Here is an 18,424-nt window from a genome sequence, read left to right as displayed (position 1 = left end):
TTTTGGTAGAGGAGAGGCGTGGCCAGGAGGCCCGCATGAAGAAGCAAGAACGCCGACACTTCACCCCCGAGCAGAAATCCAAGATCCTGCGAGAGCACCACCTCGACAAGGTGCCCGTGTCGGACCTGTGCGAGAAGTACAAGCTGCAGCCCAGCGTGTTCTACGGCTGGCAGCGGGCGCTATTTGAGCGCGCGCCGCAGGTGTTCGTCGAATCTCGCACGACGCCGGCGGAGACGGTCAAGCGCGAGCTCGGCGAGAAGGTGGAGCACCTCGAGGCGAAGCTGGTCAAGAAGGACGCGGTGATCGCCGAGCTGTCGGAGGCGCTGGTTGACCTAAAAAAAGAGCTTGGGGAGCTCTGAACGGCCGCTGGGTGCCCCATGAGACGCGGGACGAGGTGATCGACTTCGTCACCGACTGGTCGGAGAAGACCGAGCTGGCGCCGGCCCGCTTCGCGGGGTGGCTGGGGATCCAGCGGTCGCAGCTGACGCGCTGGCGCGAGCGGTACGGCAAGGCCAACGAGCACAACGGGAAGATCCCGCGCGACCACTGGATCCTCGACGCCGAGCGCCAGGCGATCCTCGACTTCTTCGACAAGCACCCACTCGAGGGCTACCGACGGCTGACCTACATGATGCTCGACCAGGACATCGTCGCCGTCAGCCCGGCGACCGTCTACCGAGTCCTGAGCGCCGCTGGCCGCCTCGATCGCTGGCAGCGCGGTCCTTCGAAGAAGGGCACTGGCTTCCAGCAGCCTGACGGCCCGCACCGCCACTGGCACGTCGACATCGCCTACATCAACCTCGCCGGCACGTTCTACTACCTGTGCAGCGTGCTCGACGGCTACAGCCGTTACATCGTCCACTGGGATCTCCGCGAGTCGATGACCGAACGAGACGTCGAGTGCATCCTGCAGCGCGCCCGGGAGCTGTTCCCCGGGGCGCGGCCCCGCATCGTCACCGACAACGGCCCCCAGTTCATCGCCCGCGATTTCAAGGAGTTCATCCGCGTCGCCGGCATGACCCACGTCCGGATCTCACCCGGCTACCCGCAGTCCAACGGCAAGCTCGAACGCTGGCACAAAACCTTCAAGTCCACGGCCTTACGGCCCGCAGCGCCATCGACGATCGACGAGGCCCGTCGCGTCACCGCCGACTTCGTCGAGCACTACAACGCCCGCCGCCTCCACAGTGCCATCGGCTACATTGCGCCGGTCGACAAGCTCGCCGGCCGCGAAGCTGCGATCTTCGTCGAACGCGACCGCAAACTCGAGGCCGCTCGAGAGCTCCGCCGTCAACGCCGAGAACTTGCTCGCCGACACCAAACCCACCATCATCCCAACCAGACCTGCCCACCCGCAAGTCCGTAAGCCGCACCTCCCTCGGTTGCATTCACGCTGAGCCAATACACATCGACGTCGGCTGGGGTCAGGTCTTGGGCGGCTTGAGCAAGTCCCTCGAGCGAGTGGACTTCAGCAAGGTGGTGACGAAGGTGGCCAAATGGATCGCGGCCGACGGGGACGCGAGCTAACCAAGCAGCGGCGGGATGCTGGGCAGCTCTTGGGCTTGCGGTCGTTCGGGCCCGCGGCTGGCCTGGCCCTCTGCCCGGTACCGCTCGAGCTCTCCGATGTCGTAGTAGAAGTGCCCCCGCCCTCGCCCCATCTTGACGAAGCGAGGGCCGACCCATGCGGCGCAACTGCTGCATTCATCGCGCCGGCACTTGCACGTGAGGCCCTTGTTCATTCGCCGCCAAGTTCGCAGCGTTGATTCGTGACAGCCAAGGATGTCCGCGGCCTCCACCGTCGTCCTGAGTCGTGGGTCCATCGCGACGAATCCTAGCGACCCCACGCTCAGGCTGCAACACGCACGCTTCGACGCGCTCTCACTCGCTCACGCACGCTCACGCTCCAACACGCTCGGTCCCTTTGCCTCGGTGGTCGCTCAACGTCGACCTCATGGCCAAAGCCGACGAGGACGTAAAAGCAATCGCGGAGGCCGCGGCGAAGGAAGGTGCCGCCGCGGCGAACCGCAAACAGGAGGTCGCCCAGCTCAAGGAGGAGAACTCGCTCCTCGAGCGGGGCAAGAAGCAGGCGCAGGCGCTCGCCCGAAAGGCGGTGGAGCAGTACGAGCTCAGCAAGCGCGAGCCCAACCTCCCGCAGCTGCTCGTCGTCGCCGCCACCGGCGGCGTCGGCTCGCTCATCGGGTTCAAGGGCTCCGAGATGCTGGCGGGCATGTCCGACGAGTGGGTCGACGACGAGGGGAATCCGACGTTCTTCCGCAAGGCGCTCGTGCACGGCCTCTTCCCGGTGCTCGGCATCGTCGGCGTCGCCATCGGCATGTTCATGAAGAACGGCCTCGTCGCCTCGGGCCTCATCGGCCTCGGCTCGGGCATGTTCTTCGGTTCCATCCTCCGCTCCGTGATGATCGACGACCCGCTCGAGGCGCCGTCCGACTCGACCACCACCACCACCACGGGTGAAGCGGTCGTCTGATGGAGTTCCCCGCGACCGCGCTGGGCAACGTGGACGGCTGGCTGCTGCTGCAGCTGCCTTGGGGTCTCGTGCCCTGGCCGGACCCCGACGAGCTCCACGAGCCAGGCGCGGCCGGCCACCTCATCCTCGAGCCTGCCGCCGGCGACGGGCAGATGCAGTGCCTGGTGAAGCAGCACCGCCAGCTGGCGCTGCTCGAGTGCAACAGTTTCCGACTCGCGGTGATCCTGCCGCGAGGTGTCGTCCTTCCGCAGCGCGCGGGGCTGTCGCTGCGCATGCCCACAGTCGAGGTCGACGAGGGCGTGATTGAGCCCGAACCCAACACGGCCGAGGGGGCCGGCTCCTGCCCTCCGTGTCCGCCGGTCTCTCGTGCGGAGCTCCAACGCCTGGTCGCGTGCGGCCAGTGCCCACTCTGAGGTCAACATGGCAGAATCCGCCCTGGCCGAGTCCAACGGCAAATACACCCAGCAAGTCCTCGCCACCATGCAGCAGGTCGCCCGCGACGTCCTCAAGGACGAGCTGGCCCAGCTCGCCAAGAGCGGCCTGCTCGCCGAGGAGAACTGCACCATCCCAGGCGCGGCCGCCGGCAAGTGCGGCTGCCACGGGACCGGCACCGCCGCGTCGACCGGCAAGGCCTGCAGCTGCTCCGCCGGTCGGGGCGTCGAGCTGTTCGGCCGGCCGGTCACGGACGGTCAGCTGCAGGACTTCCTGTCGGTCTGGAACGGCCTCGGTCCCGAGTGCGCCATCCGCTGCCGCAAGCAGGACCCGTGCATCCTCTGGTACTGGTGCATGATGACCTCGAGGTACTCGGCGTACCGCATGGTCAACATCATGCGGCTCGACGACGACATCATCCCCCTGAACGTCTTCGCCGGCGACGCGGCCGCGGCCCCCCCGTTCATCGACATCTTCAACAACCCGCTCACCACGGGGCAGAAGACGCTCATCCGCACGACGTCGGCGCAGCAGGGCCCGTTCAGGCCCGGGTGCCTGAAGGTGACGCCGCGGTGGCTGAACGGCGTCGACCGGAACGACGCGCTGACGATCCAGTGGTTCGTCGGCCCCCGTGACCTGGTCGACCTCAACGAGGCCGACATCGCTTCGCTGCTCGTGCGCGCCGGCTCGGCCAAAGCCCTCGCCGACTACACGACCAACAACGACTGCTGCCTCATGCCCTGGCCCGACTGGATGAACTGCGAGCCGCCGCCGATCCCCGACACCGAGGCGATCTATGCGTACCTGCAGATGGGCAACGTCGGCGCGGCCCAGCTGACGGGCCTCAACATCAGCGTGGTCAAGGCCAACACCAAGGAGTGCGACCGCTGCATGAAGTGCTGCAGCTGACCTGCAGCGAGCAACGGTTGCACTAACGCGCGGCGGGCCGCGAGAAGCCCGCGAGGAGTTCCGCCATGGGCAGCACCACCACGACCCGCCGCATCATCGTTCGCACCGTCGAGGCAGGCGGGGCCTTCGACGGCAGCACGCCCGAAGTCCTCGAGGGGTACGGCACCCCCCCGAACGTCCTCTCCAACACCGTCTACGCCTACAAGGTCGGCGAGACGGTCGGGCGGTTCGGCATCGGCGCGCTCGGCCGCAACGGCTACGACCCCGCGCTCGTCCGGGCGCGCCTCGTCGGCACGCCGCAGCCGGGGGACGAGCTGCAGGTGCGAAGCGGCGTCAGCGGCCTCGCCGCGCCATTTGCCGCCTTGCCCGGCGGCGACCAGAGCCGGGTGAGCCAGCCGAACACACCAGCGACGACGCTCGCCCCTCAGGACGCGCCCCTCATCGTCGGGCAGCCCTTGACGAACCAGTGGGGCCACTGGCTTCAGCTCGGGCCGACCGACGCGCTGGCCGTGTTCCACATCCCGGCGGGCGGCGCCGCAGATACCGTCGAGATCGAGGTCGTGGAGGGCCCAAGCGAACTCCTCGCCGCGATCTTCTGCTGCCGCGGTTGCGGCGGCGGCGACTGCGAGGCGGTCAACCTGGACCTCGAGGTCAGCGACGAGACGCCGGAGACGCAGATCGCGGCGTGGGCATGCGATCTGCACGTCAACGCAACTGTTGCCACGCCGGGCGCCCTCCTCATCCTGCCGCCCATCGCGGGGATGGCGACCGGCGCGTCCGTGCTCATCAGCCGGCGCGGAGGCACCTGGTTCAAGGTGGTGTCGCCGGACGGCGTGAACGGTGTGACGTCGCCGGACGGCGTGGTCTTCGACAACGACGCGATGGCCGTCCTCTTCGAGCCGACCGCGGACGGCTGGTCCGCCAGCGACCGCATCCAAGACCTCGCGCCCCAGCCGCTCCCTGGAGCGGCCACCGACATCCCTGCGGCCGCCGGGGTTCACATCTTCCAGGTCAGCCCCAACGACGGAGACATCGCCCTGCCCCCCACCGCCGAGGTCGCACCAGGGCAGGTGTACCTGGTGGCCCAGCAGGGCGACCGCCCCTTGCGAATCAACCTCGCGGACCCCTTGTCGGAGGACATCAATGGGGTGCTCGGCGCGCACGTCCGGCTGACCAACCGCGGCGACCAGGCGGTGTTCCTCCGCGACGGCGAAGCAGGATGGCGGCTCACCTGGAACCTGTACGGGAGGTATGCGGCCCTCGACACCGTCAGCGCCGACGAGGTCTTCGGACAGGGCTGGCCGGGCACGCTCTCCCGGCGCTACGACCAGGTTGCCGCCCTCATCGGGGTCACGCTCCCCGACCCGAGCGCGCCCCTGCCGCCAAAGGTGGGAACGCGTCTCCACGCCTTCCGGAGCGAGCCAGGAGTGATCGCGTTCGCCGCTCCCAACGCCGAAATCATCGGCAAGGGGGCGCCGACGTCCATCCTTGCGGTCGGCGGCGCCGACGTTTGGCACTTCCTCGAATACGAGGGGAACAACGTCTGGTCGTACTCATCGTCCGCTCCGAGTCAGGAGCGACGCTCCGTCTCCGTCACGGACGCCAACACCCCGCAGACGCTGGCGGCACTCACCCACGACGTGACCATCGTCAGCGTCTCGTCCAACAACGACGCGAACGTCGTGGTCCTCCCGCCGTTGCCGACCGACCTCGCCAAGATCCTCCGCGTGGTCAACATCGGGCCCGAGGACTTCGTTTTGACCGCCGCAGTGGGCCAGGCCATGAACGGCACGGCGACTACGACGATCCTCTCGCCCAACCAGGGGGTCACCCTTCAGCCCAACACGGCGACCACGTTCTGGCACGTGACGGGCGGCTGAGGAGACGCGTATGGCCGACGATTTCGACCGACTGACCAACTACGTGATGACGAACCGAGCTCGTCGAGCGGGCGAGGTCATCAAGCCCAGGAGCAGCAACGCCTGGGCCTGGTTGCTCGGCGGCGGTCTGCTGGCGGCGGGCGTCGGTGTGGCGGTCGCAGCCGGCGGAAAGAAGAAGACCAAGCCGTTGCCCGATGGGCAGGGGCCGGGCAACAGCGGCGGTGGTGGCCAACTCCCGCCGCCGGGCGTGCTGCAGTTCGACCTCGAGAGCAACTGGGGCGGCTTCCCCATGAGCGTGCGGAAGCATGCGGCCCGCGCCGAGCTGGCGAGCGGTATCCCTGGGCTTGCGCGCGCGCTGGCGATCAAGTGGTGGCAGGCATTCCGCGCGACCCAGCCGCTCGTCTCCACCGCCCAGGCCGCGACCATCGCCGCTGCGCACCCGGACCTCTGCCGCCTGTGCGTGACGCCGGCGGACGGCCCGAAGTCGGCCCAGCGCATCGACGCCAACCTCGCCAACGGCTGGCCCGTGCCCAAGGACGTCGCCGGCTGGAAGGTCGGCAGTTACGGCCTCGGAGACGTGCTCGGCGCCTCCGCCGTCTGGCAGGGCATCGAGGACGCCAAGACCGGGCCGGGACAGTACGATCGGGCGAGGATGCCGCTCATCGACCTCGAGGCGGCCGCCGCGATGCAGCGGTGGGACGTCCAGGGCTGGCTCGGCGCTGTGCTCATCTGGCAGCACCTGAGCGGGCCCCTCAAGGTCCTGGTTCCCGGCAAGGAGGCGAACCCCGGCGACTCGTGGGAGACGTGGGGCAACCTGTTCTCGGCCTACGCGGACCCGGCCGGGTTCGCTCAAGGCCAGGGGCTGCCCGCCAAACAACGCTACCTCGCGCGGGCGACCGAGATCGGCATCGACCTCGCGGCCGTCGCGTTCCCCTGGCCGCCGGGGAAGTCCTACAAGCACCCGGACGCCTTCTCGCCTCTCGCGGTCTGGCAACGGTTGCAGGCGTACCAGCAGCAGGACGTCGTGCATGCCAACGCGCAAGGACACAGCCAGCCGAGCCAGGGCGACGTGATCATCACGAACCCTGAGCCCGGCTGGAAGCCGCCGCCGCTGCAGATCCCCGTCCCCAAGCCGCCTGCCGAGGAGCCGGTGCAAGTGCAGCTGCCCGGCCTGCTCCTCGCCAAGCGCGTCCCGACCGCCGTCGCCGGCGACGCGCCCGCCCCTCTCGTCCTCGTCTTCCACGGACGGGGGGCACAGCCGGACCAGCTGGCAGCCCTCATCCCGCCGGACCTGGGCGGCCGGGCCTACCTCGTGCGCGGCCTGCCGAGCGGCGACGCGTTCGGGTGGTTCATGAGCGGCAGCCTGGACAACCCGCAGGTCGCGAATGCCCTCGTCGCCCTCACCCCGACGCTCGTGCAGGCGATCCAGACCCTGACGAAGCTGCACCGGACGACGCGAATCATCGCCGCCGGCTACGACCAGGGCGCCGCCATCGCCCTCCGGCTGGCGGCCATCGGCGCGGTCGACGGGGCCGTGGCCGTGGCCGGCGCGCTCCCCGAGCTGCTGCGGCCCAAGAAGCTCCCGACCCAGGCCCGCGTCCGGTTCATCCATGGCGCGCAGGACGAATCGGTGCCGCTCGCGTTGGCCGAGGCGACGCGCGGGGCCTTCGCCTCGACAGGCATGAGCGCGACCATGCTGTCGCTGGCCACGAACCACGCGCTCGCCCAGCTCGAACCGTCCGCCCGCACGGCGCTCGTCGAGCTCGTCAGCACCACCGCGCCGCGGGTGGGCTTCGAGCTGACGGACGGTTGCCAGCTCGTCGTGAGCGACCTCGGGCCCGCCGTCGCCTACATCGTGCCGGCCGTCATCGAGGAGGCGCAGGAGCGTGCCGCGACGTGGGCCGCGCCGGTCCCGATCGACGAGATCCGCGTGGCGACCAAGGACGTGATGGTCGCCGAGGACCCGGCCTGCGGCCTCGGCCCGATCCCGCCGCTCGCCGCCGCTGACGCGACCCGCGGCTTCCTGGTCACGCGCGCGCTGTATCAGGCGATGGTGTTCCGCGGGCTCATCCTGACGGCCTTCGTCGAGCAGCTGCTGGACGCGGCGCGGCAGGAGGCTGCAACCCACGGCGCGCCGGTCGCCGAAATGCCGGACCTGGGCTTCTGACCTTGAGGTGGTGCAGTGACGACCGATCGCCCCAGACTCGCCGAACGCTTCTCTTGGACACGTGTCAAGGAGGAGCTTTTCCGCCGCGTGTGGCGATGGAGCTGCGGTCGCCTGGCCCACGGCCTGAAGGACGCGGCGGCCCGCCTCGACCACTGGCTCCTCGACGACGACCCGGAGTTCCGGGCGAGGTTCGCCCGCCCGGCGTTTGCCATGGTGCTGTACATCCTTCGCGTCGAGTCGGTCGGGCTGCGGGCGACGCTGGCGGACCCGTGGTGGTTCCCGTGCGGGATGGACCATGAGCTGCGGGCGGTCGTGCGGGAGCCGTGGGCTGGCGACCTGGTCGAGGCGTGCAACTGTTGCATACCAGAGAGCGGAGCGCAGGTCCGTGCTGAGGAAGGGTGTCGGTGAGCCGCGACCGTGATATGGTGGGCTCATGCGCCCCCTCGTTCCCTCCTTCGTCCTCGGACTCGCTCTCCTGGGTTGTCAGGATGACCCCCCGCCCGAGCCCGCGGGACTCGAGGAGCATTGCGAGATCGACACCGATAATCCTGCGTACGAGTGCGGGCCCCAGCTCGCTTGCAACGTTGGCGACGACACGCCCAGGAGTGGCGACAAGGGCTACTGCGCCAACACCTGCCAGGTCGACAGTGACTGCCCGGGCGGGCAGGTGTGCAACGACAACAAGTCTTGCAGCTACCTCTGCGAGGACGAGGCCGAATGCCCGAAGGACTGGATGCTCTGCGGCTATAGCTCAACGCCGATGGTGTTCATCTGTCAGGGCACCCCGATGTACGAGTTCTAGTACGAGTTCTAGTTTGGCGCGTAGCGCCCCCTTGCGGTCCCGCTTCGAGGGGGCGCTGCGATGACGCGCGTTCTCTTTGCGGGGGAACTCGACTTTCGCGTCCCCCAACTGGTCCAGGACACAATCGCCCCTGCGCTTGGCGAGCGTCTCCAGCCGGTGCTAGGCGGCGAGGCCATGGAGGCGCTGGGCACCCTCAAGGACGCGTGGAACCTCCTGACAAGCGGAGATGGTGCGGCCATCGCTACAAGCGTTGCTGGCCTGATAGAAGCGTTCACCGGGTGGCTCCGGAGTTCCATCGAGGCCGACAGCGCAACTGAGCGCCTGAACATAGCTGCCGCACAAGAGGCGTTCGTGGGCCCCGTGGATGCACGTTGGATGTGGCGGGCCCCAAGCGGTGGCCCCCCCGCTTCCACGGCGCGCACCAAGATGGGCCCGGGCTGGCCTTCAAGCCGCGTGCTGGCCCAGTGGAACAAGGGTGCCGTGTACGTCTTCCCGACTAAACGGATCTATGACTGCGTGCGCCGCAGCTTCCGTCGCACGGATGCGACGAACGTCTTTGACGACGGCCAGCCAACGCTCGCGTGGACCGCTGCCGACGAGGCGATTGTGAAGTGCATTTCGCGCTCCTCGGAGTACTGGGAGAGCAGAGGTTGCGCCTACAATCCCGGCGAGCGTATCCAGCTCTCGGCTGGCACTTGGCCTTACGTGCATGGCGTGGATGTGGTCGCCTGGTCGGGTGTCACAGCGGTGAAGAGCGCCCTCGCTGCGCACTACCTGGCTCTGCACACACCAAGCGCTGTTCACGTCCAGACGGACAGTCGCCCGGTTCAGGCGATTTGGGAACGCTGGCAGCAGTTGGTGCTGCAGCGCTTGCCGCTGCTCCCGCCGGTGGGCCAGCAGGACAACGGCGTCTTTCGGACGTCAAGCAACCAGGTGCATGTCCAAGGTCCAGACGACCAGTATTTCGAGATCGAGTACGCTGGCCAGAAGTGGTCCGTGCGGGCGGACGTCGCTCGGCATGTTACCGACTCCTTCGTCGGCTTCTTTGAGCTCCGGAAGGCTGTTCTGCGCGACTGGGACCTCCTTGCACCCAGCGTCCAGAAGGCCGGCAAGGACAGTCACGATCCAGTTGTGAAGGCGCGGTCCTTGGGTCAAGCCCAGCCCCAAGGACCCAACGACGGTCCCGTCTTCGGCGGCAGCGGCAAGAAGCCCGTCAAGAAGCGCTCGAGCAGCCGCGCCGGGCTTGCCCTCCTCGGCCTCGGTGCTGCTGCCGCCGCCGGCACCGGCATCTACTTCGCCACGCGCGACGACAAGACGAAGCGCAGGCCCACGCAACTGTTGCCTGGAGACGAGCGATGAACGTGAGGTTCCAAGAAGCTGACGCGCGATGGAATTTCGTCGTCGTCGAGCTCGACTCGCCGCCGCGGCAAGGCGACCTGGTGCTCTGGCGCCCACTCGTGGGCGGCACCGAAACCGGCGAGCGCGTCTGGGCGCAGGTCGAGACCGTGGCCTGGATCATCGCCGAGCGCAGCACCGCGGTCGTCACGCTGCGCACGGTCGATGACTCGGTGGTGAAGCTGAAGGGCCAGGAGGCGCCGCCCCGCCGCAGCCGGAAGGGAGGCCGCTGATGCCCCTCTGGCCGCTTCCCACCCCTCGGCAAGAGGAGTTCAACGCGTCGACCAGGTTCGAGGCCAAGCGCCCCTGGGGGTCTGCTCCTCAGCAGCGCTACCACTGCGGCGTCGACCTCCGCGCCTCCAAGAATACGCCGATCCTCGCGCCCGAGGACCTCATCATCGTCGACGTCGATCGCGGCTGGCAGGGCCCGGCGAAGGCAACGCTCGTGCACACCATCTCGGGCAAAAGTATCATCGCCGGCTGCACCGCCCTCGGCAGCTCGCCGAAGGTGGGGACGCTGGTCAAGGCTGGACAGGAGTTTGCGCGCGTCGGGCAATACGCGGGCGGCAGCTCGATGCTGCACTTTCAGCTCTACGACACGAAAATTTCTTCGTCGCAGGCCAACAACGCCCAGTCCTGGAGGGTCAACACGCCGCGCCCCGCTCACCTCCTCGACCCGATGCCCTACTTAATGAGTTTGGGAACCGAGCCGCAGCCGACTCCCAAGCCCGGCCAGGGTGAGGGCGGCCGCGACTATGCGCGGCCCTGTCAGATGCTCGACGGCCAGCTCGTCTGCGTGCTGCCCGATGTCGAGGCGTGGGCCGAGACGCTGCGCCAGCGCGCGGCGCAGGCGACGGCCGCCGAAGCAGCCTTCCGCCAGCGCGTCGAAGCGAGGAAGGCCAAGGAGACGCCCCAGACCATCGCCGCCAGCGAGCAGCTCGCGCTGCTCGTGCGGGCACCGCTCGAGGACCACGACCAGGGCGTCAACGACGAGGTCCCCCCCAACGAGCGAGTGGGCATCCTCGTCGAGGCCTGCAAGACAGCCGTCAAGGTTACCCAGGTGTTCAACGGCAGGCGCGGCGGTGGTGGCGGTGGTGGACTGCTGCTCGGCGCGCTGCTCCTCGCAGGTGGTGGAGGCGCGGCCTACTACCTCTCCAAGCGGAACAAGAGCAGCGACGGAAAGGCACGACGATGACCAAGGCTCCGACCCGGTTGCGCGCCATCACCTCCAAGAATGCGTCGGCGTTGCGCCGCGCCATCAACCGCGGCTACGCGCTCGCGTGCAAGATCCGTCTGGCGCTGGATGGGGCGGGCTGGCCGCTCACCGGCGTCGAGGCCGAGAAGCAGCAGCTCCGCGGGCTGGCCCAATACCTCTACCGCTACATCCCCACGAGCATCGTGTCGCTCCGGCCCGCGCAGATGTGGATCGACGCGGCGAAGGGCCGGCGCCCGCGGCCGACCCTGACGGATGCCGACCGCTTCGGGTGGCCGACCTTCGCGGACCCGCAACCTCTCCGCGCCTACGTCGACTCTCAGGTCCCACGGACGACCATGACGATGGTCGCGTCACGCTCCCTCGGCTCCGGACCGCCTACGACGCTCTACGGCCTCGACGCCAACAGCACTGCGGAGGAGATCGCGGCCTATCGCGCCGAGCGCCTGGCCTTGTGGGCTAAAGTGCATGAGGTGTACGCCAAGTACGTCGAGGACGCGAAGGCCCACGGAGCTGAGGCGGGCGCGGCGCTGCGGGCTGCTGGTAAGCATGTTCGAGGCGACATCCGCGTTATCATTTTCGACCTCTTCAGCCACGTGCCCGCGATGCGCGTCGTCACGTTCCTTCAGAACGCGCCGCCGGGCTGGGGTCTCGAGTCCGAGCTGCTGCTCGCGGCGGATCCGCTGGTGCCGAACCTCATCAACGAGGCGCTGCCGCAACTCCAATGGGTCCAGAGCCAGAACACGATCGACAAGGCGAAGGCCGAGATGGATTCCGCTTTCCGCGAGGCGATGAACGGCACGTTCGCCGCCCTGGACGCCGCCGTCCAGGGCGGTGGCCAGATCATCAAGGCCGCCGCCGAGACCACGTTCGCGGTGGCGAAGGACCTGGGCGCGGGCGCCGGCAACCTCCTCACCGGTGCAGGCAACGCGCTCGTGTATCTCCCGATCGGCTTGGCCGTCCTCGGTGTCGGGGCGACCGCCATCTACTTTGCCACGCGCAAGGACGAGGCTCCGCGCGCAGCTGTTGCGTGACCCATGCCTAGCGTCCTCCTCACCCTCGCCACCCGCGCCGCCAGCCGGCGAACCCGAAAGCCTCGGTGGGCCGCGCCAACGCCGGCGCCGATGGCCCACATTGTCCAACCGGGCAGCAAGGTCTGGCGCGAGCTTCCCCGCAGCGCCCAGGTGTTCGCCCGCGAGCTCAACGACACCCTGCAGCTCGCCGAGGCCCACATGCGTGACCCACTCGTGCCGTCGGTGTGGCTCGAGGCGCTCTGGCAGGTGGTGATCAAGGGCCTGACACAGCAGAGTCGCGGCACGACCATCGAGCACGTGCTGCTCGCGTGTCGGGCAGTTCTGGCGGACCGGCGACGCTACTGGGGCCTGCCCGCCCTGCCCGACCCCGCTTACTGACGACGTTCGAAACTGACGGAGGGACCCATGCCCAGCGTAGCCCTGACGATCCAAGCCATGAAGCTCCGAGGCCGCCCGCGCAAGGCCAAGCCCGAACCGACCCGCGCGCCGCTGTCCGCGCGCGAGCGGCAGGACCGCACGGATGAGGCCGAGCGGAAGCTCCGTCAGCGTCAGGCCGAGCGACGGGCGAAGCACGAGCAGCGCTTCGCCGCTGCAGAGCGGAAGCTTCGGGACCGCGAGGCCAAGGAGTACGAGGCTCTGGAGCGGCGCGTCTCGCGAGGCGCGCGGCTGACCAGGCACGACGACCCTTCCCTGACCGGCCGTCACGGCTGGCTCCCCGACCCACTCATCGAGGACGCGGGACTCGGCGGGGGCCTTGGCGCCTTCGGCCAAAAGCTGAAGCAGTTCGACGACCAGCGCGACCTGGACGTTGCGCAGCGCGAGTGGCTGCGCGCCTTGTGGGACATCGCCAACGTCGCGCCGTTCGGCCTGGACTTCGCTGATGCGCTGCTGCACCGCTACAAGCACAGGTGGCGCGACGTTGGTTCCAACGGCGAGCTCGCTGTTCCTCCGCACATCGTCCTTACTGACGTCCCGGGCTACGAACGCCTGCGCTCATCGATCCAGCAGTTCGGCCAAGAGCTGAACTTCATCAACAATCGACTGCGCCGCCGCAACGACGAAAACTCCGCGCGCCGGGCTCAGCGCCTCTACGTCCTGTGGGACCTCGCGCAACTGAGCCTCCCCAGCTATGGCGAGGGCCTCGACGTCGCCTACCAGGTGATGAACGAGTACGTCGCTGCGTGGGGCATCCAGGACGCTCCCCAGCCCACGCGGGGCCGACGCGACAAGCTCCCTCCGATCCCCGAGCTGCAGCTCCCCCCGATCCCGCCGGCCCGCGGGAGCCGAGGTCGCTCCTCGAAGTCTCGCTCGCGCTCGACGAGGGCGCGGGCCGCCACCGACGACGAGGGCGCTGGCCTCCTGATGTGCGAGGCCAGGGACTGGACCGGCATCATCGCGCAACTGATGCCGTCCGTGGTCAGCATCATGACCACGAACGGCAACGACCAGGGCATCGGCTCCGGCTTCGTGCTCAGCGAGGACGGCCTGGTCGTGACCAACCACCACGTCGTCTGCGGCGCACGTGAAATCATCGTGATGCTGGCTGACGGGCGCCGCCTCGACGCCCGGCGAGTCGGGTCGGACCCCCTCAGCGACATCGCCCTGTTGCGGCTCAGCGAGGGAACGCGCCTCGCCCCGGCTCGTCTTGGTGAACGTGTCGACGTCGGAGCGCCCGTGCTGGCGATCGGCGCGCCGGCTGGCCTTCCGCGCACCGCGACCTCTGGCATCGTCTCTGCAACCGGCCGCGGCAGCATGGGCCTGTACGCCGAGGACTACGTCGACTTCCTGCAGTTCGACGCCACAATTGCCCCCGGCTCGAGCGGCGGCCCGCTGTTCGACACGCACGGCGAGGTCGTGGGGGTGACGACCGCCGCCCTCGGCCGGGGGCTTGGCTTCGCGGTACCGGTTGAGCAAGTCCGGTGGGTGCTGGTGCAGCTCCGCGGCCAAGGCACGGTCGTGCGTGGCTGGTTGGGCGTCGAGGTTGACGACCCGGCCGCGACGATGGGCCCCGCGACCCGCGGCGCCGTAGTCGTCGACGCCGGCGAGACGGCGCTCGAGGTCGACGACAGGATCACGGCCATCATGGGCCAGGCCGTGCGCGACGCCCACGACCTCAGGACCCGTGTCGCTCGGCTCGCGCCTGGTACCAGAGCGCGGGTTCGGGTGCTTCGCGCAAACGAAGTCCGCGAGTTCGAGCTCGTCGTCGGCGAGCTCGTCGCGGAGGACGTGTGCGCCGATGCGCCGGCGCTTCACCGAACCGACCTGCTTCCGCCCAAGGCCCGGCGCATGTGGGAGCACGCCTATCAGTCCCAGGTGGCCCGCGGCTCGCCACCAGCGCGCGCGGCGGCATCAGCCTGGGCCGTGGTGAAGCGTGGCTACGAACGCACGGCTGACGGCACTTGGAGGGCGCGAGTCGCATGAGCTCGGAGCTCCGCTTGCTCATCCTCTTGGGCGCGATCGGGCTCCTTTTCTGCGGCGCGCTCGTCGTCGTCGCGATCATGCTGTGGCGGTCGCCGACACAGCTCGCTCGGACCGTGACGCGCCCTTTGGACGAGCGGCTGCAGGAGCTGACGGCCGCCGTCCGGGCGGGCGCGGCCAGCGACGCGGGTCAGGACCAGCGCCTCGACGCGCACGAGCGGCGCCTCGACGAGCACCAGCAGTTGCTCGAGCAACATCAGCGGCTGCTGGCCGGCCGCGTCGAGGTCCTGTGAGACGCGGGAACGCTGGCGTCGCCGTCGGCTACATCCGCACGTCGACAAGCGAGCAGCGGCTTAGCCCGGAGGCGCAGGAAGCGGCACTCCGTGCATGGGCCGAGCGCGAGGGCGCCGAGCTGGTGGTCATCGAGCGCGACGTCGCGTCCGGTCGAAGCCGGCTCGACAGGCGGCCCGGTCTGACGCGGGCGCTCGCGGCGCTGCGCCAGCACCGGGCGGGCCGGCTCGTCGCCCTTCGACGCGACCGGTTCGCCCGCGACGTCGCCCTTGCTGCCCAGCTTGGCTTGCTCGTGCGCCGCGCGGGCGCCGAGCTGGTGGTCGTCGACGGTCCCCCGCCGGGCGACTCGCCAGAGGCGGTGCTCATGCGCCAGCTGGTCGACGCGGTCGCCGAGTTCGAGGCCGGTGTCATCCGCGAGCGGACCCGTGCGGCGCTCCGCGCCAAGCTGGCACGGGGCGAGGCCGCCGGTGGAACAGCCCCGTACGGCAAGCGGATCGTTCGGGGCCGCCTCGTTGACGACCCGGCCGAGCTCGCCGCACTAGCGCGCGCGCAGGAGCTCCGTGCCCAGCAAATGAGCCTCCGTGAGGTCAGCATCCGGCTGCGCGTCGAGGGGCATCGCCCGCGCGGCACCGCCTGGCACGTGTCGACGCTCGCGCGGCTCCTCGCTGACGGCGCTGGTTGACGCGCCTGTGTCCGGCGCAGGATGATGCAGGGGTGCGGCAAGTCGCATTCTGGCTTGGGGTCCTGCTCTTCATCCTCGCTTGCGTTAAGTGTCCTCGTGCCGAGCCGCCGCGCGAGGTCAACGCCTGGGGCTTTGAGGGGCCGACGGGCACGGCGGAGCCCAAGGCCCAACCGAGCCCCGCGAGGCCCGAGGCCCAGCCGAGCTTGGGACATCAGCTGACGCTGACTTCGCCGACGCCGGCCTCGCCCTCCGCACCCATCTGTCGCAAAGGCAAGCCTTGCGGCAACACCTGCATCAGCATCGACAAGACCTGTCACAAGTAGGCGCGCCGTTCGGGTCGCGCGGCTGCTCAATGACGGGCCGTGACAGCAGCGTGACGTCCAGACGCTCGCAATGAACCGCGAACCGCCAGGCCCATTGTCTACGACGAACGCTGACGCTCACCCAGTTGCCCTCGCAACTGTTGCCTCCTGCGACGATGTCGGCCGCCGCTTCGTCCGGGGTCAGGCAGTTAGAGACCTGCCCGCTGGCGCCGTTGGCCTCGACACGCCACGACCCTCGCCAGTCATCAATGATCGCCTCGACCTCGAGGGGGTTGAGGTGGCGATCGACAAGCCGCCTGCCTCGGTGTAGCAGGACGAAGCTGCCGCCCTTGTCGACGACGACCACGTTGTCGCCGCCCGGTAAACGGAGGACGGGTTGTGCAAGCGAGTCGCTGCGGTCAAGCGCCGCCAGCGAGCCAAAAACGGTCGCCGTCTGAGTTACGCGGCGACGACTCGCCAGCATCCGCTGCCATGGGGTTTGGAAGACCCTCATCGCCAAGAAACCTGATTTTTGTCAACAATTTCGACCATCTAGCCGTCCCCCTCCGGTCGGAGCATGAACAGTGGACGACACTCAGGGCGACGTCGACCTCGTCGCCGAGCTCCTCGTCGTCGGCCAGGTCCTCGTCGAGCTCGTCGTCGTCGTCGGCCAGGTCCTCGTCGAGCTCGTCGTCGGCCACGTCGAGCTCGTCGTCGTCGGCCAGGTCCTCGTCGAGCTCCTCCAGGTCCTCGTTCGTCGTCGTCGGCCAGGTCCTCGTCGAGCTCGTCGTCGTCGTCGTCGGCCAGGTCCTCGTCGAGGTCCTACTCCCCCAGCAACGGGACTTGCCGCGCCCGCTTGGAAATTCGTGCGGCATAGCAGCGAGGACAGCGCCCCGTTGTCGGCGGTGCCTTGCCGGGGACGCACGAGGCTAGTTGTTCGTGTCCACACGCGAGCGTCAGGGTGAGCCTCTTGCACACGAGTTCGCCGCTCGCGGCGAAGTCCTCCCCTCGAAGTTTCACAGCGACGACGTCCTGTAGTGGCTCCTCCTTGAGAAACCGCGCGAACTCCCGGCGGCGTAGTTCGTTGGGCGACGGCACGGGCGCCGACAGTTCGTCCGTGAACTCCCGAGAGGGAGCGCTGGCGTCGAACCCCGTACATCTCGCCCAACGTTGCGTCACGGTTCCTCCGCTTCGGGGGGCGTCAGAGACGACTCGCCCGTCCTGTCGTCATCTTCCCCTGCATGCTGCTCAGAACCGTCAGTGCGGTCGTCTCCGAGCGTTTCGAGCTGCCGGCTCATCTCGGCTTCGTCGCCGCACGCGACGCAGTCCTCGCCCTGGTGTGGCTGTCCGTGATTGCACACGTCGTCCTCGCCACGTGCGTCGAGGACGTCGTCCTCGCCGTGGTCAAGGGTGTCGTCCTCTCCAGCGGCCCTTGAGGCGAACAAGCGCCGCCGGTCGGTCCTGCGGCGGGCTTGCTCCTCGAGATCCGCCAGCTCCGCTGCCCACCGCTCGGGGGTCAGATACTCGATCGAATGGACGGCCTGGATGTCATGGGTCGTGACACGGAGTTGCCAGTCCCCGCCGGCCTCACACAGCTCGTGGTGCTCGACGCGGTAGAGCCGGCCCAAGCTGGTGATGGGCCCGACAAACTCTCGGTGACCCATCGCGTGAACGCGTGCGAACGGTGATGGAAGGGCCAGGGCTTCGTTGGGGTGCTCCGGCTGGAAGTCGCCGGCCAGTTGGAGCTCGAGTGCCTTGAGGTGGCGGAACGACTCTCGACAGCGAGCGGCCTCGTTGTTGATCTGCGTGATAAGCACGCGTGAGTCCCCCGTCCCGGCGGCCCAACTGCGTGCCTCGGCGAGCTTCGCGGTCTCGCCCAAGAGCAACTGTTGCGCATGGCGAAGCGAGGCGACCACCGAGCTTGTGGCGGTGGAGGGCTCGCGGATGGGTTCGACCTCCTCTCGGCCGAGCTCACGGCCTGGCGTACCTGTCGCCGGCGCTGAAAGTTGCACCTGGGGGCCCCCACGCTTGCGTTGGTCGACGCGAGCCATCACTCACCCCCCAGGTGCGCCGCCTCGACGATCTTGGCGTGGTAGGTCTGCAGGATCCGTTGCATGTCCTCGGGCGTGCTTGTGATGAAGTGCGCCAGCTTCTCGGCGACGTGCGCGACCTCTCCCGACCATCCCTTCTGGCGCTCCGCGACGCTCGTCATGGCCGTCACCAGCGAGACGAGGAGCGCTTGCACGTTGGCTCGGATCCTCGTCGTCGTGGCGACGCTCGCCGCCATGTTGGCGAGTGCCTGCAGCACCGCCGCAAGCAGGCAGTACGCGTGCGCGTTGGGGTTGGCTCGCAGCTGCGCCTCGAGGCGCGCGGTTCCTTCGTCCAGTTCTGCTCTCTGCACTTTGCTTCTC

The 18,424-nt window shown here is 68.8% G+C and carries 21 protein-coding genes; 17 read left to right on the top strand and 4 right to left on the bottom strand.

The window, feature by feature from the left end; all coding sequences use genetic code 11:
- The first annotated feature begins 35 nt into the window (after positions 1–35).
- From NAEX_RS44490 to NAEX_RS44415, 17 genes are all read left to right on the top strand, one after another.
- Entirely contained in the window at positions 36–359 is a 324-nt protein-coding gene (locus tag NAEX_RS44490) for a transposase (protein ID WP_096325681.1), read from the top strand.
- Between the two features lie 11 nt (positions 360–370).
- Positions 371–1,366, top strand: a complete 996-nt coding sequence (locus NAEX_RS44485) for an IS3 family transposase (protein WP_211302334.1) — start codon at positions 371–373, stop codon at positions 1,364–1,366.
- Positions 1,367–1,951: 585 nt separating this feature from the next.
- A complete protein-coding gene (locus NAEX_RS44480) occupies positions 1,952–2,488 on the top strand; it encodes a hypothetical protein (protein WP_143825766.1) in 537 nt (178 codons plus the stop codon).
- Entirely contained in the window at positions 2,488–2,901 is a 414-nt protein-coding gene (locus NAEX_RS44475; RefSeq protein WP_096334003.1) for a hypothetical protein, read from the top strand. The genes NAEX_RS44480 and NAEX_RS44475 overlap by 1 nt, the downstream gene beginning before the upstream one ends.
- A gap of 7 nt (positions 2,902–2,908) precedes the next feature.
- Positions 2,909–3,829, top strand: coding sequence for a hypothetical protein (locus NAEX_RS44470; RefSeq protein ID WP_096334002.1), 921 nt, complete (start codon positions 2,909–2,911; stop codon positions 3,827–3,829).
- A 65-nt stretch (positions 3,830–3,894) separates the two neighbouring features.
- Positions 3,895–5,709 (top strand): hypothetical protein, encoded by a 1,815-nt coding sequence (locus NAEX_RS44465; RefSeq protein ID WP_096334001.1) that lies wholly within the window; start codon positions 3,895–3,897, stop codon positions 5,707–5,709.
- Between the two features lie 10 nt (positions 5,710–5,719).
- Positions 5,720–7,876: an alpha/beta hydrolase gene (locus NAEX_RS44460; RefSeq protein ID WP_096334000.1), complete on the top strand. Its 2,157-nt coding sequence runs from the start codon at positions 5,720–5,722 to the stop codon at positions 7,874–7,876.
- Between the two features lie 15 nt (positions 7,877–7,891).
- Positions 7,892–8,284 (top strand): hypothetical protein, encoded by a 393-nt coding sequence (locus NAEX_RS44455; protein WP_096333999.1) that lies wholly within the window; start codon positions 7,892–7,894, stop codon positions 8,282–8,284.
- A gap of 25 nt (positions 8,285–8,309) precedes the next feature.
- Positions 8,310–8,678: a hypothetical protein gene (locus NAEX_RS44450; protein WP_096333998.1), complete on the top strand. Its 369-nt coding sequence runs from the start codon at positions 8,310–8,312 to the stop codon at positions 8,676–8,678.
- A gap of 60 nt (positions 8,679–8,738) precedes the next feature.
- Positions 8,739–10,037, top strand: a complete 1,299-nt coding sequence (locus tag NAEX_RS44445; protein WP_096333997.1) for a hypothetical protein — start codon at positions 8,739–8,741, stop codon at positions 10,035–10,037.
- Positions 10,034–10,306, top strand: coding sequence for a hypothetical protein (locus NAEX_RS44440; protein WP_096333996.1), 273 nt, complete (start codon positions 10,034–10,036; stop codon positions 10,304–10,306). Before NAEX_RS44445 ends, NAEX_RS44440 begins: the two co-directional genes overlap by 4 nt.
- Positions 10,306–11,268 (top strand): M23 family metallopeptidase, encoded by a 963-nt coding sequence (locus tag NAEX_RS44435; protein ID WP_096333995.1) that lies wholly within the window; start codon positions 10,306–10,308, stop codon positions 11,266–11,268. The genes NAEX_RS44440 and NAEX_RS44435 overlap by 1 nt, the downstream gene beginning before the upstream one ends.
- Entirely contained in the window at positions 11,265–12,320 is a 1,056-nt protein-coding gene (locus NAEX_RS44430) for a hypothetical protein (RefSeq protein WP_096333994.1), read from the top strand. Before NAEX_RS44435 ends, NAEX_RS44430 begins: the two co-directional genes overlap by 4 nt.
- A 90-nt stretch (positions 12,321–12,410) precedes the next feature.
- Positions 12,411–12,698, top strand: coding sequence for a hypothetical protein (locus NAEX_RS44425; protein ID WP_096333993.1), 288 nt, complete (start codon positions 12,411–12,413; stop codon positions 12,696–12,698).
- Between the two features lie 27 nt (positions 12,699–12,725).
- Positions 12,726–14,741, top strand: coding sequence for a S1C family serine protease (locus tag NAEX_RS44420; protein ID WP_096333992.1), 2,016 nt, complete (start codon positions 12,726–12,728; stop codon positions 14,739–14,741).
- Between the two features lie 26 nt (positions 14,742–14,767).
- A complete protein-coding gene (locus tag NAEX_RS51725; RefSeq protein ID WP_170136559.1) occupies positions 14,768–15,031 on the top strand; it encodes a hypothetical protein in 264 nt (87 codons plus the stop codon).
- Entirely contained in the window at positions 15,028–15,711 is a 684-nt protein-coding gene (locus tag NAEX_RS44415; RefSeq protein ID WP_143825765.1) for a recombinase family protein, read from the top strand. The genes NAEX_RS51725 and NAEX_RS44415 overlap by 4 nt, the downstream gene beginning before the upstream one ends.
- 294 nt (positions 15,712–16,005) lie before the next feature.
- Here NAEX_RS44415 and NAEX_RS49170 read toward each other — a convergent pair whose 3' ends face one another.
- From NAEX_RS49170 to NAEX_RS44400, 4 genes are all read right to left on the bottom strand, one after another.
- Complete coding sequence (locus NAEX_RS49170; RefSeq protein WP_211302628.1) at positions 16,006–16,380, bottom strand: hypothetical protein; 375 nt, start codon at positions 16,378–16,380, stop codon at positions 16,006–16,008.
- Between the two features lie 52 nt (positions 16,381–16,432).
- Positions 16,433–16,888: a hypothetical protein gene (locus NAEX_RS52590; RefSeq protein WP_211302627.1), complete on the bottom strand. Its 456-nt coding sequence runs from the start codon at positions 16,886–16,888 to the stop codon at positions 16,433–16,435.
- Between the two features lie 300 nt (positions 16,889–17,188).
- Complete coding sequence (locus tag NAEX_RS44405) at positions 17,189–17,830, bottom strand: hypothetical protein (protein WP_143825762.1); 642 nt, start codon at positions 17,828–17,830, stop codon at positions 17,189–17,191.
- Between the two features lie 233 nt (positions 17,831–18,063).
- Positions 18,064–18,414, bottom strand: coding sequence for a hypothetical protein (locus tag NAEX_RS44400; protein ID WP_096333989.1), 351 nt, complete (start codon positions 18,412–18,414; stop codon positions 18,064–18,066).
- Positions 18,415–18,424: the final 10 nt, after the last annotated feature.

This window comes from Nannocystis exedens (assembly GCF_002343915.1).
Taxonomy (GTDB): Bacteria; Myxococcota_A; Polyangia; order Nannocystales; family Nannocystaceae; genus Nannocystis; species Nannocystis exedens.
The sequence above is the reverse complement of the archived record's forward strand: the minus strand, read 5'-3'. Positions and strand labels throughout refer to the sequence as shown.